The following is a 14,710-nucleotide window of genomic DNA, read 5'->3' on the forward strand; positions in this document are numbered from 1 at the left end:
GGCAACGACCGCATTCAGTCCTCTGGATGCGGTTCTTGCACGCGCAACGACCGCGTTCAGTCCTCTAAATGCATGGCTTGAAGCCCGCATTTAGAGGACTGAACGCGTGCGGGTGGGTCAGCGTCCCGCGGGGGTGACGTTCAGCATCATCCCGGCCAGCCCGCGCGCCCGGACGGTCAGCTTCTTCGCCGCCTCCTTGAGCACGAGCGACGCCGGCGCGTCCGGCTCCGCCAGCACGATCGGCGTCCCCGAGTCACCGTGGGAGACCACGCGCGGATCCATCGGGACCTGACCGAGCAGCGGCACCGTCGAGCCGACCGACTTCGACAGCGAGTCGGCGACGGACTGCCCGCCACCGGACCCGAAGATCTCCATCCGCCCGCCGTCGGGCGTTTCGAGCCACGACATGTTCTCGATGACGCCCGCCACCCGCTGCCGCGTCTGCAGTGCGATCGCGCCCGCGCGTTCGGCCACCTCGGCGGCCGCCTGCTGCGGGGTGGTGACGACCAGGATCTCCGCGTTCGGGATCAGCTGCGCCACCGAGATCGCGATGTCGCCGGTGCCCGGCGGCAGGTCCAGCAGCAGGATGTCGAGGTCGCCCCAGAACACGTCGGCGAGGAACTGCTGCAGCGCGCGGTGCAGCATCGGCCCGCGCCACACGACGGGCGTGTTGCCCGGGGTGAACATGCCGATCGAGATGACCTTCACGCCGTGCGCCTGCGGCGGCATGATCATGGTGTCGACCTTGGTCGGCTTCTCCCGCGTGCCCAGCATCCGCGGCACCGAGTGGCCGTAGATGTCCGCGTCGACCACGCCGACGGAGAGCCCGCGTTCGGCCATCGCCGCCGCGAGGTTCACCGTCACCGAGGACTTGCCGACACCGCCCTTGCCGGACGCGACGCAGTAGACCCGCGTCAGCGAACCCGGCTGCGCGAACGGGATCACCGGTTCCGTGGCGTCGCCGCGCAGCGATTTTCGCAGTTCCGTGCGTTGCTCGTCGTTCATCACGTCGAGCTCGACCCGGACGTCGTTGACGCCGGGGAGCTTCGCGACGGCGTCGGTCGTGTCCTTGGTCAGCGTCGCCTTCAACGGGCAGCCGGCGACCGTCAGGTAGATCCCGACGGTGACCACACCGTCCGAGCCCACCTCCACGCCCTTGACCATGCCGAGGTCGGTGATCGGTTTCTTGATCTCCGGGTCGTACACGGCCTTCAGCGCGGTGCGGACATCGTCGACGCTGGGGAGTTGCTGCGTACTGGTCACACGTCCATGTTACGTACCGGTAGGCGCACGGTCGGGTTTGGCCTTGCGCGGCTTGGCATCAAGATCCTCACGGAGGCGGTCGAGTTCGCCCCGCAGGAAGTCGCGGGTGGCGACCTCGCCGAGCGCGATCCGCAGCGAAGCCAGCTCCCGCGCGAGGTATTCGGTGTCCGCCTTGGTCTGCTCGGCCCGGTTCCGGTCTTCCTCCAGTGAGACGCGGTCGCGGTCGTCCTGGCGGTTCTGCGCCAGCAGGATGAGCGGCGCGGCGTAGGCGGCCTGCGTCGAGAACGCCAGGTTCAGCAGGATGAACGGGTACGGGTCCCACTGCAGCGAGACCGCCACCAGGTTCAGCACGATCCAGATGATGACGATCAGCGTCTGCCAGAACAGGTACTTGCCGGTGCCGAGGAACCGCGCGACCCGTTCGGTGAACCTGCCGAACGTGTCCGGGTCGATGTTGACCCTGAACCGGCCTTGGCCGCGGGGCTGGTCCAGCCGCCGCCCGGACGTCAGTTCAGGCACGTTCGGCCTCCTCGGTCTCCGCAGTGGTCTCTTCGGTGGTCTCGCCGGTGCTGTCGTGCAGGCCTGTCTCGCGCCAGTCCTCCGGGAGCAGGTGGTCGAGCACGTCGTCGACGGTGACCGCGCCGAGCAGGTGGTCCTCCGCGTCGACCACCGGGCCGCAGGTGAGGTTGTACGCGGCGAAGTAGCGGGTGACCTCGGACAAGGTGGCGTTCGGCCGCAGCGCGGGCAGCTGGGTGTCCACCGTGCTCGCCACCATCTCCGCGGGCGGTTCGCGCAGCAGCCGCTGGAAGTGGACGACGCCGACGAAGCGCCCTGTCGGCGTCTCCGTCGGCGGACGGCAGACGAACACCATGCTCGCCAGCGCCACCGGCAGGTCGGCGTTGCGGATGTGCGCGAGCGCCTCCGCGACCGTGGCGTCCGGTGTCAGCACCACCGGTTCGGGCGTCATCAACCCGCCCGCGGTGTCGGACGAGTACTCCAGCAGCCGTTTCACCGGCGCCGACTCCTGGGGTTCCATCAGCTCCAGGAACCGGCTCTGCTCGGCGGGCGCCAGCTCGGCCAGCAGGTCGGCGGCGTCGTCGGGGCTCATCGCCTCGAGGATGTCGGCGGCCCGTTCCTCGGCGAGGTATCCCAGCAGTTCCTTCTGGTCGTCCTCGGGAAGCTCCTCGATGACGTCGGCGAGGTGCTCGTCGTCCATCGCGTCGGCGACCTCGTGCCGTCGTTTCAACGGCAGGTCCCGGACGGTGGCGGCGACGTCCGCCGGGCGCATGGTGTCGAACAGCATCAGCAGCTGCGCCGCGCCCTGGGTCTGCCCGGTCAGATCGGTGAGCCCCAGCCCGGACACCTCCGACCACGGCAGCACCTGCATCGGTGCCCGCCGCCTGCCGAGGCCGAGTCTGCTCGACCGCTCGCGGATCGCGAGTTTCGCGAGGACCCAGTCCCGGGTCCGCGTCGGCTCCATGGCGGCGTCGACGACGGTGACCCGGGTTTCCGAGCCGGCGAGGGTGGCATAGGCGTCGAACAACTGCCCGACTACCAGGACCTCATTGGGCCGCTGATGGAACCGGCGCATGTTGACCGAACCGGTGGCGAGCGTGATGGCGGTGGGCTCGATCGAGGTCACGCGCAACATCGGCACGAAAACGCGCCGCCGCGTCGTCAACTCGACCACGATGCCCAGGATCCGCGGCGGCTGCTGGTCGAGCCGGAGGCCCGCCACCAGATCCCGCACCTTGCCGATCGATTCGCCATCGGGTCCGAAAACCGGCAAACCGGCCAACTGAGCTGCGAATACCCTGTTCACGGGTGCCATGCCCGAAGGTTATCGGCTCCTGGGGCCCCAGACGATTCGTGTGATCACCGCAATGCCCACGCGGCGATCTCCGGGACGGTGGCGTAGGCCGGATCCTCGGCGAGGATCTCGCGCGGGGTGCCCTCGGCGAGGTCTTCGTAGAGCCAGGTCCAGTTCTGCACCGCGCGGACGAGCGTCCACGCGCGCGTGCGTTCGGCGTCCACCCCCGCCGCCGCGGTGAACCAGCGGATCTTGTCGTCCATTGTGGACTCGCCTGCCCGGTTCCAGAGGATCGAGATCGCGCCGAACTCGAGGTCGCCCGAGAGCGGTTTGGGATCGATCACCAGCCACGGCTCGCGTTCACCCGCCAGGACGTTCTCGAAGTGCAGGTCCTCGTTCACCATCAGCTCACCGGCGTCCGGCCCGAGGTTCACGCAGATTTCCACGGCCGCGTCGATGTACTTCCGGTCGAACGGCTCGCCGAGTTCGCTCCAGGTCTCCGCCAGTTCGCTTGCCAGCTCTTCGGCTTCCTCGCGAAGGGACCGCTGCAGTGCCTCGGGCGCCGGGACGGCCAGCCGCCGCGCGAGCGCGCCGACGGTCTCGACGGCCTCTTGGATCGGCTCGGTTTCGAGTGAGCGGGTGGCGTCGAGCCGCTCCAGGAGCAGCACGCCGTCCTCGGGCACGTTGTCGTACATCAGCACGGCTCCCTGACCGGCCCAAGTGGACAGTGCGAGCGGCTCGTCTTCGGATTCCTCGTGCGGCCAGCCGAGCTTGAGGATCGCGGCGCCGCCGTCGGCCCGGCGGACGGGCTGCGCGACCCCGACGAAACCGTGCATGGCCTCGCCGTCGTAGTCGAGATTCCACTTGCGGGTGTACTTCTCGGCGAGGAAGGGCAGCGAATCGAGCCACTCGGCGGCTCCGGGGCCGAGTTCGGCGGCGCGGTCGAGGAACTTGGGCGGGATCTTGAAACCGGTCACGAACTCACCTTGGCAGCCGTGTCCACCGTGTTTCCTCCGTGACTCGCCGGGCGTACCGTGAACAGCGAGAACAACCCCGGGAGCAGCCATGGTGGTGGAGATTCTCAGTGCGGTCGCCGTAGCGGGCGGTGCTTGGCTCGCGGCCGGCCTTCGCGTGGTGAAACAGTACGAACGCGGTCTCGTCTACCGGTTCGGGCGGGTGCGCCCGAACATCCGGCAGCCGGGGCTCGCGATGCTGGTGCCGTTCGCGGACAGACTGCAGAAGGTCAACATGCAGATCGTCACGATGCCGATCCCCGCGCAGGACGGCATCACCCGTGACAACGTGACCGTGCGGGTGGACGCGGTCGTGTATTTCAAGGTGATCGACCCGGTGCTGGCCGCGGTGAACGTGCAGGACTACCGCTCGGCCGTCGGCCAGGTCGCGCAGACCTCGTTGCGGTCCATCATCGGCAAGAGCGATCTCGACGATCTGCTGTCCAACCGTGAACGGCTCAACGAGGGCCTGGAGCTGATGATCGACAGCCCGGCCCTGGACTGGGGCATTCACATCGACCGGGTCGAGATCAAGGACGTCGCGCTGCCGGAGTCGATGAAACGCTCGATGTCGCGCCAGGCCGAGGCCGAACGCGAACGGCGGGCGCGGGTCATCTCCGCCGACGGCGAACTGCAGGCGTCGTACAAGCTTTCGCAGGCGGCCGCGACCATGGCCGACACCCCGGCTGCGCTGCAGCTGCGGCTGCTGGAGACCGTCGTGCAGGTCTCGGCGGAGAAGAACTCGACGCTGGTCTTGCCCTTCCCGGTGGAGCTGCTGCGCTTCCTCGACGCGAACACTCCGAAGCGGGAGACGCCGCCTTCGGACGCTTCGTCGACTTCAGCCGCTTCGGCTGTTTCGGAGGCTAATGGTCAGGTCGCGCCTGCTCCTCGAGAGCCGGACGACGCCGCTCCTCGACCCTGAGGCGATAGCAAAGGTCCCCTGCTCTCTTTTCGCAGGTCCCCGTCGTGACTGTGTGGATTTTGTTGCGTCAGATGAATCGAAATCCACACAGTCCGGTCTCGCGAGGCGATAGCAAAGGTCCCTTGCTCTCTTTCCGCAGGTCAGAGCGCTAGTCCAGTTCGCCGTTGATGCCCAAGATGATCAGAGTGCCGAAGAAGCCCGCGTACAGCGCGATCACGACGTAGGCGATGATCACCGCCGCGAGCGCTATCCCGCGCCCGCCCGCTTCGCCGCGGTTCGCCTTCGCCAGTCCGATGTGCCCCAGGATCAGCCCGACGATCACGGTCACGCACGAGCAGATCCCGACGAGCGAGCACACCAGTCCCGCGATCGCCATCCCGTTGTCCTGCGGCGGGCGGGCCGGTGTCGTCGTCGCGTACGGGTTGTACGGGTAGGAAACCGGCGCGGGCGCGTACTGGGGCACGGGCGCGTACACCGGAGCCGAGGAGTCCGGAACGGCGAAGGCAGGCTGCGGAACCGGCTCGGCCGTCAGCGGGTCGATGGCCTGCGCGTAGGGCTCCGGGGGAGCGTCCTCGGCGGGCTTGGCCCCGAACGGCGCGGGCGGCTCGAACGGCGGGGGCGGCGAGAAGGGCGCGGGCGGCTGGAACTGCTGCGGCTCCGCGGGTGCCGGGCTCGCCACCGTTTCCGACGCCGACGTCGGGTCCGAGAACGTGGTCGAGTCGGTGTAGGACGACGTCGAGTCGTTGGTCGACGGCGTGTCCTGCGAGTCGGAACTGCTCATCCGGTTGGCCCCCTAAGTCGTGCTGGACACCACCGTATCCGGGGACGGCTCACGAGACGCCCGCGGCACCGACCGCGAGCACCACGAACACGAACCACAGGATCACCGGGATCAGCCACAGCGCGGTGACGACGTAGCCGACGACCATCCCTGCCTGCGCCATGCCCTGGCCGCCCGCTTCGCCGCGCTTGGCCTTCGAAAGCGCGATGTGCCCGAAGATGATCCCCAGGATCGCCGGGAAGCACATGACCAGCCCGATCAGCGAGCACACCAGCGACGCCACCGCCATCCCCTGGTCCGGCGGCCGCACATAGCCCTGATGACCGTAATACTGCTGCTGCGGCGGCTGGTACGGCTGGAGACCGTAAGGCTGCTCGAACTGCCCGGACGGCTGATACTGCTGTCCGTACGGGTCATGTGGATTCGTCAATGCGGTCCCCTCGTCGTCCAGGACCGTATCGCTAGCGGAAAGCCCCGTGTTTCGCGGCGATGTTCAACGCGACCGGGATCGCGATGGCGTACAGGATGATGATCAGGTAGCCGACGACGAACGCGGCCAGCGCCATCCCTTTGCCGCCCGCTTCGCCGCGCCGGGCCTTCGCGAAGGCGACGTGGCCCATCACGATCCCCGGGATCACGGACACCAGTCCGATCAGCCCGAAGAGGGAGAAGATCAGAGCGGCGGTCGCCATCCCGGAATCGCGGCTCCGCTGGTCGGGGAAGCCGTACTGCGGTTGCGGTGGGAACCCGTTGAAGGGCTGCTGAGTCATGTTCGTCCCCCTCGGACTGTGATCGGCTTGTCACTGTAGTGCCATGGTCACGGATGGCGTACGCGTGACTGCGCTCATAGCGAGGTCCTCCGCCAGGCGTCATACTCACCGGTAACCCAGCGCCGGGAGCCCGGTGCGCGCGAATTTAGGAGCAGCGATGGCTCGCCTCGCCCAGACCGCCGGCTTGACCGACGTGCAGTCCGAAATCCTGGCCACGGTCCGCCAGTTCGTGGACAAGGAGGTCATCCCGCGCGCGCAGGAACTCGAGCACTCCGACACCTATCCCACCGACATCGTCGAGGGGATGAAGGAGATGGGCCTGTTCGGGCTCACCATCCCGGAGGAGTACGGCGGCCTCGGCGAATCGCTGCTGACCTACGCGCTCGTGGTCGAGGAGATCGCGCGCGGCTGGATGAGCGTCTCCGGCGTCATCAACACGCACTTCATCGTGGCGCACATGATCAAGCAACACGGGACGCCGGAGCAGAAACAGCACTTCCTGCCGAGGATGGCCACCGGTGAGGTCCGCGGTTCGTTCTCGATGTCCGAGCCGGATCTCGGGTCCGACGTCGCCGCGATCAAGACCCGCGCGAAGAAGACCGACGAAGGCTACGTCATCGACGGCTCGAAGATGTGGCTCACCAACGGCGGCAGCTCCAACCTGATCGCGCTGCTCGTCAAGACCGACGAGGGCGCCGAGAAGGCCCACCAGAACCTGACCACGTTCCTGGTCGAGAAGCCCGAGGGCTTCGGCGAGGTCGCTCCCGGCCTCACCATCCCGGGCAAGATCGACAAGATGGGCTACAAGGGCGTCGATACCACCGAGGCCGTGTTCGACGGCTACAAGATCGGTGCCGACAAGGTCCTCGGCGAAGCTCCGGGCAAGGGCTTCGCGTACATGATGGACGGTGTCGAGGTCGGCCGGGTCAACGTCGCCGCGCGGGCCTGCGGCATCGCGATCCGCGCGTTCGAACTGGCGGTGGAGTACGCCCAGCAGCGCAAGACCTTCGGCAAGGCGATCGCCGAGCACCAGGCGGTGGCGTTCAAACTCGCCGAGATGGCCACCAAGGTCGAGGCCGCCCACCTGATGATGGTCAACGCCGCCCGGCTCAAGGACTCCGGCGAGCGCAACGACGTCGAAGCGGGTATGGCCAAGCTGATCGCGAGCGAGTACTGCGCCGAGGTCACCCAGGACTCGTTCCGCATCCACGGCGGCTACGGCTACTCCAAGGAGTACGAGATCGAGCGCCTCATGCGCGAGGCTCCGTTCCTGCTCATCGGCGAGGGCACCAGCGAGATCCAGAAGACCATCATCAGCCGTGGCCTGCTGAGGGAGTATAAGAGCCGGAATTAGACCTGCGACCCGCGGAGCTGCCTTGACCGACTCGGATCACGAACGGCGGCCCGGGAGCGTACCGCGGCAGCTGCCGCCCGCAACTCGCCGCTTCGTCGGCCGTTCCGCCGAATTGGAGCGGCTCAAGGGGATGATCCAGGCCGTTCCCCGAGGCGCGGTGGTGATCGCGGTGATCAACGGCACCCCCGGCGTCGGCAAGACGGAGCTTGCCCTCCAATGGGCGCACGAAGTGAAGGACCGTTTCCCCGACGGTCAGCTCTATGTGAACCTCCGTGGCTATGGCCCGGAAGAGCTGCTGACGGCGGGTGACGCACTCGGCGGTTTCCTGCGGGCCCTCGGTGTCGCCGCGCCGGACGTGCCCGTCGAAACAGCGGACCGCGCGGCGCTGTTCCGGACCTCCGTCGCCGGACGGCGAGTCCTCGTCGTGCTCGACAACGCGCGCACCGAAGAGCAGATCCGGCCGCTGCTGCCGGGCGAAGCAGGGTGTTTCGTCCTGACGACCACGCGCGACTCGATGTCCGGTCTGGTGGTGCGGGACGGCGCTGAACGCATCGGTCTCGGGCTGCTTTCGAAGGAACACTCGCTCCTGCTGTTGCGTGACCTGATCGGACCTCGGTTCGACGAAGAGCCCGAGGCGGCCGAGAAGCTCGTGGAGTACTGCGCCCGGTTGCCGCTCGCACTGCGCATCGCCGCCGAGACAGCGGTGTCGGAGCCCGACGCCGAGCTCGCCGAGCTGGTCGCCGACCTGACCGACGAACGCGGTCGGCTCGATGTGCTGGCGGCAGGGGATGACGCTCACACGGCGGTGCGAGCGGTGTTCTCCTGGTCCTACCGGCATCTCACGCCGAGTGCCGCGAGGGTGTTCCGCCTGGTCGGCCTGCATCCAGGTACGGAGTTCGGCCTCGAAGCGGCGGCCGCGCTGTCCGGGCAGCATCCCACTGACGCGAAACGACTCCTTCAGCATCTGTCACGTGCCCATCTCGTGGAGACCGCGGGTAAGGGGCGATACCGGATGCACGACCTGCTTCGGGCGTATGCGGCCGAGTTGGTCGTCGCGGACGAGGAAGAGTCAGCGGTGCATCGGCTCCTTGATCACTATCTGCACACGGCCTGTTCGGCGGCGCTGCGGATGAATCCCCATCGGCCGCAGCTCACGTTGGCGGCGGCGGTGGCGGGTAGTTCCGCCCGGTCGTTCACGACGTACCAGGAAGCGTGGCTCTGGTTCGAATCGGAGTACGCGGCCCTCGTGGACGTCGCCGCGTTCGCCGCCGATCACGGCTGGGACTCCCACGCTTGGCAAATCCCGTGGACGCTCACGACCTTCTTCAATCGCAGGGGATATCTCGACGAGTACGTTTCAGCCCAGCGGATCGGACTGCGCGCGGCCGAGCGGACGGGTGATCCGCTCGGTCAATCCCATTGCCACCGCTATTTGGGGAACGCGCTCGCCTTGAGCGGAAAACACGACGAAGCCGTCCCGCATTTCGAGCGGGCGCTCATGTTGTTCGACGAACTCGGTGACTCCTTCGGGAAAGCCTTCGCTTATCGCAGTCTCAGCTGGGTGCTCGAATTGTCGGGACGGTATCGAGAGGCACTGGTCAACGCGGAGCTGGCCAGGGATCTGCAGCGTGAACTCGGAAATCCGGCCGGTGAAGCGCACGCATGGAGTTCGCTGGCGCACATCAAGGCGAAGCTCGGGGATCATCAGGGCGCGCTGGATGCGGGGAACATATGCCGGGATCTCTACCGGGACGTCGATCGGGACGGCGAGGCCACGGCACTGGAGGCGATCGGGACGGCATTGTCCGGGCTCGGCCGTCACGGTGCGGCGATCTCGGCATACGTCCAGGCCATCGCGATCTTTGACGAGCTGGGGGACGACTACGACGCCGCGAAGACCTTGGTGAATCTGGGGGACGCCCACGACGCGACCGGAGACGACACGGGCGCCCGAGCCGCCTGGGGGCGTGCGCTCCTGATATTCGAACGCCTCGATCACTCCGACGCCGACTCGGTCAGGGCACGGCTGGGTTAACCCGGACCGCCGAATCACCATTCCGGATTCGAGGACCGCCGACGGATATCTTGAGACGCTCCGGATCACCCAAAGTTTCCTTCGCCGCGGTTCCTCGAACGAATCGTGGGGTTTGAACCTGCGATGGCCTTGATCCGGGACACCGTGCGTGACATTTCCATCGGCCGCACTTCGTTCTCGATTTTCGGTGCCGTCGCACCCGGCGTACGTTCCGGCTGAAAGTGCATTACGGAGGAGGGCAAGTGAACCGACGGACCACGATCAGCGGAGTCGCCCTCGCGGCTTTCGCGGTGCTGGCCGTCGCCGGCTGCGGCGACGACGACAAGGACAAGGGGAGCGCCGCGGCGTCGTCCGCGGCCAGTGCCGTGGCGTCCGGCCAGAACGGGATGCCAGCGGACGGGGCCCAGAACGGGCAGCCGGACGCGGCGGCGGTGCAGGGGTTGCAGGCCAAGATCGACGAGATCGTCAACGCCTCGCCGGTGCGGTTCTCGCCGCAAAGCGCCGAACTGACTGATGAGGCGAAGGCGACTCTCAAGAAGGTCGCGAAGGCCGCCGCCGCGGCGCCGTCGGTCAAGGTCGCGGTCGACACGCACGCGGGCTATCCCGACGCCGCCATGGCGACCGACTTGTCACAGAAGCGGGCCGACGCGGTCAGGGAGATACTCACCGCGGGCGGGATCGCGGGCGACCGGATCAAGGCCAAAGCGGAAGGAAGTGAAGGTGTCGGCGGTGACGACGCCAAGGCCATGACCGCGGAGATCAAAGCCGCTCAGTAGCCCTCGGCAGGACGGCCAGGGCCCCTTCCTGCCGGAAGGGGCCCTCTCCCACTCGATCAGCTGGTTCGCGCCTTCCGCCCGTCCTTGAGAAGATGGACCAGGACGGGCGAGAGGTGATTACGTGAGTGCTCCCTTTGGCGGAAGCGGCCGGGCGGCGGGTGGGTTGCCGAGGCTGCCGACACCGCCTTCCGGCTGGCCGATCGGTTCCTACGCGACGTACGGCGAAGCACAGCAAGCCGTCGGTTTCCTCGCGGAAAAGGAGTTCGGGGTCTCCGACGTGACGATCGTCGGCGTCGACCTGATGCTCGTGGAGCGGGTCGTCGGCAGGCTGAGCTGGGGCCGGGTGCTCGGCACCGGCGCGGTGTCGGGCGCGTGGTTCGGCCTGATCATCGGGCTGCTGCTGGGCATGTTCAACAACCAGGGGTTCGCCTGGCAGCCCATGATCGGCGGGCTCGTGCTCGGCATCCTGGCGTGGACGGTCTTCGCGGCCATCAGTTACAGCATGTCCCGCCGCGACTTCTCGTCCGCGAGCCAGCTGGTCGCCGGCCGCTATGACGTGCTCTGCCAGCCGCGTTCGGCCGAACAGGGCCGCGAACTCCTCGCCCAGCTCGCCTTGGGCGGCCGCCCCACCGCCTGATCCGGGTCCCGGACATTCGGCGGTACTGGTTCACCTGTTCGCCGTGCTGTCCGCTGAATCGTTACCGATACTGGTTGCGGGCGGTGATCGCCCGGAATAGGTTGCACAACACCAGTCGGGCGGCCGCGTACTCCAGCGTGTCCGCCCGAGCACTAGCACGTCGGGGTGCTGGCGCGCGGCGTCTTCAGCGCGTCCTAGTGTCGCCGCTCCCCGGGCGTGCGCGGGTGAGGAGGCCTCATGGGGAAGAGGATGAGCGCGAGCCGGAGGGGCCGCTCACCGGGCCGCGCCGGCGCGCTACTCGGCGCGACAGCGCTGACGGCGAGCCTGCTGGCCGGTTGCGGGTCGGCTGCCGGACTCAAGATCAACGTCTACTACGCGCCCGAAGACAACTTCCAGTCCGTTGTGGACGATTGCACCAAGGCCTCGGGCGGGCGCTACGAGGTCGTCTACAACAAGCTTCCGCGTCCGGCCGACGGCCAGCGGGAACAGATGGTCCGCCGCCTGGCGGCTGGGGATGATTCGCTCGACGTACTGGGGCTGGACGTCACCTGGGTTTCCGAGTTCGCCGAAGCGGGCTGGGTCGACGAATGGACTGGGGCGGCGAAGACCGAGGCGACCGCCGGAGTCCTGCCGGGGCCGCTCGAAACCGCCACGTGGAACGGAAAACTCTACGCGGCGACCAAGAACACCAACGTCCAGCTGCTCTGGTACGACGACAGGCTGACGCCGACACCGCCGAAGACCTGGGACGAGATGATCCAGCAGGGCCAAGCGCTCAAGGCACAGGGCAAACCGGGGAACGTCGTGTTCACCGGCGCGCAGTACGAAGGCCTCGTCGTCATCTACAACACCCTCGTCGAGTCGGCGGGCGGCAAGATCCTTTCCGACGACGGCAAATCGGTCGTGATGGACGCGGGCGCGGTCAAGGCGCTGGAGATGCTCAAGAAGGTCACCACGGCCGGGATCACCGACGCGTCGCTGACCAACTCGAAGGAGGACGAGGTCCGCCAGTCGTTCCAGCGCGGAAACGCCGCCTTCGAACTGAACTGGCCGTTCGTCTACGCCTCCTACGCCAAGGAAAAGAAGAACGAACTGCAGCACTTCAAGTGGACCACCTATCCGGAGTTCGAAGCGGGCAAGCCCGCCAAGACCACGATCGGTGGCTACAACCTGGCGGTCAGCTCGGCTTCGAAGCACAAGGCCGAGGCCTACGAAGTCGCGCTGTGCCTGCGCAACGAGAAGAACCAGAAGTTCTCCGCGCTCAAGGACGGTGTCCCGCCGACGCTCGAATCGCTCTACACCGACACGGCCCCGCTCGACCCGACCGCGGCCGTCGGCGACGACAACCCGAGCATGGACACGAAGTACCCGATGCGGGAGACGATCCTGGACGCGCTCAAGGACGCCGCGGTGCGCCCGCTGACCCCGGCGTACCAGAACGCTTCGACCGTGTTGTCGAAGGTGCTTTCCCCGCCTTCTGAAATCGATCCGCAGAAGACGGCGGAGAAGCTGCGGGAGCAGCTCGCCGACGCGCTCCAGTCGAAGGGAGTGATCCCGTGACCGTGCAGGAAACCGCCGGTTCGGCGACCAAGGCCGAACCGGGCAAGAAGACCAAACCCGTGCTCAGTGAAGGAAAGAAGGCCGAGCGCAGACTCGGGCTCTGGCTGTGCGCCCCGGCGGCGTTCGTGATGATCGCCGTCACCGGGTACCCGATCGTCTACTCGATCTGGCTTTCCCTGCAGCGCTACGACCTCCGGTTCCCGGCGCAGCAGGAGTTCGTCGGCCTCGAGAACTACATCTCGGTGCTGTCCAACGAATACTGGTGGACCGCGTTCGGCACGACGATGGGCTTGACCATCGTTTCGGTCGCGATCGAGCTGGTACTCGGGATGGGTCTCGCGCTGATCATGCACCGGACGCTGGTCGGCCGGGGCCTCGTGCGGACGGTCGCCCTGATCCCGTACGGCATCGTGACCGTGGCCGCGGCGTTCTCCTGGTACTACGCCTGGACGCCCGACACCGGCTACCTGGCCAATCTGTTCTTCCCCGACAGCGCGCCGTTGACCCAGTACTGGCCGTCGCTGGGGGTCATCGTGCTGGCCGAGGTGTGGAAGACGACGCCGTTCATGGCGTTGCTGCTGATGGCGGGGCTGGCGCTGGTGCCGGACGATCTGCTGAAGGCCGCGGCGATGGACGGCGCGACGGCGTGGCAGCGGTTCACCAAGGTGATGCTGCCGGTGATGAAGCCGGCGATCCTGGTGGCGTTGTTGTTCCGCACGCTGGACGCGTTCCGCATCTTCGACAACATCTTCGTGCTCACCAACGGCGCGCAGGACACGTCGTCGGTGTCGATGCAGACCTACAACAACCTGGTCAAGGGGTTGAACCTCGGGATCGGGTCGACGATGGCGGTGTTGATCTTCCTCACGGTGGCGATCATCGCGTTCATCTTCATCAAGGTGTTCGGCACGGCCGCGCCTGGTAGTGACAACGGGGGTAAACGCTGATGGCCATCGGTGGAGCGGTCACTCCCGGCCGCAAGGTCAAATGGGGCCTCCTCGACATCGTCGTCCTGGTGTTCGCGCTGTTCCCGGTGCTCTGGGTGATCTCGCTTTCGTTCAAGACCAAGGAGACCTTGGACGACGGGAACTTCATCCCGGCGGAGTGGACGTGGCAGAACTACGCGGACATCTTCGCGACCACGGAGTTCATCCGGGCACTGGTGAACTCGATCGGGATCGCGATCATCGCGACGGTGATCGCGGTCGTCCTCGGCACGATGGCGGCGTACGCGATCGCGCGGCTGGACTTCCCGGGCAAGCAGCTGCTGGTGGGGATGTCGCTGCTGATCGCGATGTTCCCGCAGGTTTCGCTGGTGACGCCGCTGTTCAACATCGAACGTGAGCTGGGGTTGTTCGACACCTGGCCAGGGCTGATCCTGCCGTACATCACGTTCGCGCTGCCGCTGTCGATCTACACGCTTTCCGCGTTCTTCCGGGAAATCCCGTGGGAGCTGGAAAAAGCGGCGAAGATGGACGGCGCGACACCGGCGCAGGCGTTCCGGAAGGTGATCGCGCCCCTGGCGGCGCCGGGGGTGTTCACCACCGCGATCCTGGTGTTCATCTTCTGCTGGAACGACTTCCTGTTCGCGATCTCGCTGACCTCGACCGAGGCCTCGCGGACGGTCCCGGCGGCGTTGTCGTTCTTCACGGGGTCCTCGCAGTTCGAAGACCCCACCGGGACGATCGCCGCGGCCGCCGTGGTGATCACCGTCCCGATCATCCTGTTCGTGTTGTTCTTCCAGCGTCGCATCGTGGCGGGGCTGACGTCCGGTGCGGTGAAGGGCTGA

General features: G+C 67.1%; 15 protein-coding genes. 8 read left to right on the forward strand and 7 right to left on the reverse strand.

Translation table 11 applies throughout. The features are described from left to right. Positions 1-117: 117 nt before the first annotated feature. Genes L324_RS30040 through L324_RS30055 form a run of 4 tightly spaced genes read right to left on the reverse strand, consistent with a single transcriptional unit; the run spans position 118 to position 4,050 of the window. Entirely contained in the window at positions 118-1,263 is a 1,146-nt protein-coding gene (locus L324_RS30040) for an Mrp/NBP35 family ATP-binding protein (protein ID WP_037316274.1), read from the reverse strand. A gap of 9 nt (positions 1,264-1,272) precedes the next feature. Continuing rightward, positions 1,273-1,782, reverse strand: a complete 510-nt coding sequence (locus tag L324_RS30045; protein ID WP_037316275.1) for a DUF1003 domain-containing protein — start codon at positions 1,780-1,782, stop codon at positions 1,273-1,275. Continuing rightward, on the reverse strand, positions 1,775-3,094 hold the full coding sequence (locus L324_RS30050) for a magnesium transporter MgtE N-terminal domain-containing protein (protein ID WP_037316276.1): 1,320 nt from the start codon (positions 3,092-3,094) through the stop codon (positions 1,775-1,777). The genes L324_RS30045 and L324_RS30050 overlap by 8 nt, the downstream gene beginning before the upstream one ends. Positions 3,095-3,138: 44 nt before the next feature. Continuing rightward, on the reverse strand, positions 3,139-4,050 hold the full coding sequence (locus tag L324_RS30055; RefSeq protein WP_037316279.1) for an aminoglycoside phosphotransferase family protein: 912 nt from the start codon (positions 4,048-4,050) through the stop codon (positions 3,139-3,141). An 88-nt stretch (positions 4,051-4,138) separates the two neighbouring features. On the opposite strand from L324_RS30055, the gene L324_RS30060 reads away from it, so the two are divergent. After that, the gene (locus tag L324_RS30060; RefSeq protein ID WP_037316280.1) at positions 4,139-5,008 is read left to right on the forward strand and encodes a slipin family protein; all 870 of its coding nucleotides are present in this window, start codon (positions 4,139-4,141) and stop codon (positions 5,006-5,008) included. Between the two features lie 148 nt (positions 5,009-5,156). Here L324_RS30060 and L324_RS30065 read toward each other — a convergent pair whose 3' ends face one another. The 3 genes from L324_RS30065 to L324_RS30075 are packed head-to-tail and all read right to left on the reverse strand — an operon-like array spanning position 5,157 to position 6,559. Further along, positions 5,157-5,789 (reverse strand): DUF4190 domain-containing protein, encoded by a 633-nt coding sequence (locus tag L324_RS30065; protein ID WP_037316283.1) that lies wholly within the window; start codon positions 5,787-5,789, stop codon positions 5,157-5,159. A 49-nt stretch (positions 5,790-5,838) separates the two neighbouring features. Further along, positions 5,839-6,219: a DUF4190 domain-containing protein gene (locus L324_RS30070; protein WP_037316288.1), complete on the reverse strand. Its 381-nt coding sequence runs from the start codon at positions 6,217-6,219 to the stop codon at positions 5,839-5,841. A gap of 31 nt (positions 6,220-6,250) precedes the next feature. After that, entirely contained in the window at positions 6,251-6,559 is a 309-nt protein-coding gene (locus tag L324_RS30075; RefSeq protein ID WP_037316293.1) for a DUF4190 domain-containing protein, read from the reverse strand. Between the two features lie 157 nt (positions 6,560-6,716). Here L324_RS30075 and L324_RS30080 point away from each other — a divergent pair, with 157 nt between their 5' ends. The 7 genes from L324_RS30080 to L324_RS30110 all read left to right on the forward strand — a co-directional run bounded on the left by L324_RS30080 (position 6,717) and on the right by L324_RS30110 (position 14,710). Further along, positions 6,717-7,913 (forward strand): acyl-CoA dehydrogenase family protein, encoded by a 1,197-nt coding sequence (locus L324_RS30080; protein WP_037316294.1) that lies wholly within the window; start codon positions 6,717-6,719, stop codon positions 7,911-7,913. Positions 7,914-7,935: 22 nt separating this feature from the next. Continuing rightward, complete coding sequence (locus L324_RS30085; RefSeq protein WP_051174153.1) at positions 7,936-9,948, forward strand: ATP-binding protein; 2,013 nt, start codon at positions 7,936-7,938, stop codon at positions 9,946-9,948. Between the two features lie 242 nt (positions 9,949-10,190). Continuing rightward, positions 10,191-10,724 carry an OmpA family protein gene (locus tag L324_RS30090; protein WP_051174154.1) on the forward strand — a complete coding sequence of 178 codons (534 nt, stop codon included), beginning with the start codon at positions 10,191-10,193 and terminating at the stop codon, positions 10,722-10,724. Positions 10,725-10,845: 121 nt separating this feature from the next. Continuing rightward, positions 10,846-11,361: a YflT domain-containing protein gene (locus tag L324_RS30095; protein WP_037316298.1), complete on the forward strand. Its 516-nt coding sequence runs from the start codon at positions 10,846-10,848 to the stop codon at positions 11,359-11,361. Between the two features lie 237 nt (positions 11,362-11,598). Further along, complete coding sequence (locus L324_RS30100; protein ID WP_037316302.1) at positions 11,599-12,921, forward strand: ABC transporter substrate-binding protein; 1,323 nt, start codon at positions 11,599-11,601, stop codon at positions 12,919-12,921. Beyond that, positions 12,918-13,868, forward strand: a complete 951-nt coding sequence (locus L324_RS30105; protein WP_037316304.1) for a carbohydrate ABC transporter permease — start codon at positions 12,918-12,920, stop codon at positions 13,866-13,868. Before L324_RS30100 ends, L324_RS30105 begins: the two co-directional genes overlap by 4 nt. Further along, positions 13,868-14,710 (forward strand): carbohydrate ABC transporter permease, encoded by an 843-nt coding sequence (locus tag L324_RS30110; RefSeq protein WP_037316307.1) that lies wholly within the window; start codon positions 13,868-13,870, stop codon positions 14,708-14,710. The genes L324_RS30105 and L324_RS30110 overlap by 1 nt, the downstream gene beginning before the upstream one ends.

This window comes from Amycolatopsis orientalis DSM 40040 = KCTC 9412 (assembly GCF_000478275.1).
In the GTDB taxonomy this organism is placed as follows: Bacteria; Actinomycetota; Actinomycetes; order Mycobacteriales; family Pseudonocardiaceae; genus Amycolatopsis; species Amycolatopsis orientalis.

Coding starts and splice junctions, on each gene's coding strand:
- L324_RS30050 (WP_037316276.1), bottom strand. CDS start 3,094: ATGGCACCCGTGAACAGGGTATTCGCAGCTCAGTTGGCCGGTTTGCCG.
- L324_RS30060 (WP_037316280.1), top strand. CDS start 4,139: ATGGTGGTGGAGATTCTCAGTGCGGTCGCCGTAGCGGGCGGTGCTTGG.
- L324_RS30065 (WP_037316283.1), bottom strand. CDS start 5,789: ATGAGCAGTTCCGACTCGCAGGACACGCCGTCGACCAACGACTCGACG.
- L324_RS30075 (WP_037316293.1), bottom strand. CDS start 6,559: ATGACTCAGCAGCCCTTCAACGGGTTCCCACCGCAACCGCAGTACGGC.
- L324_RS30080 (WP_037316294.1), top strand. CDS start 6,717: ATGGCTCGCCTCGCCCAGACCGCCGGCTTGACCGACGTGCAGTCCGAA.
- L324_RS30100 (WP_037316302.1), top strand. CDS start 11,599: ATGGGGAAGAGGATGAGCGCGAGCCGGAGGGGCCGCTCACCGGGCCGC.
- L324_RS30110 (WP_037316307.1), top strand. CDS start 13,868: ATGGCCATCGGTGGAGCGGTCACTCCCGGCCGCAAGGTCAAATGGGGC.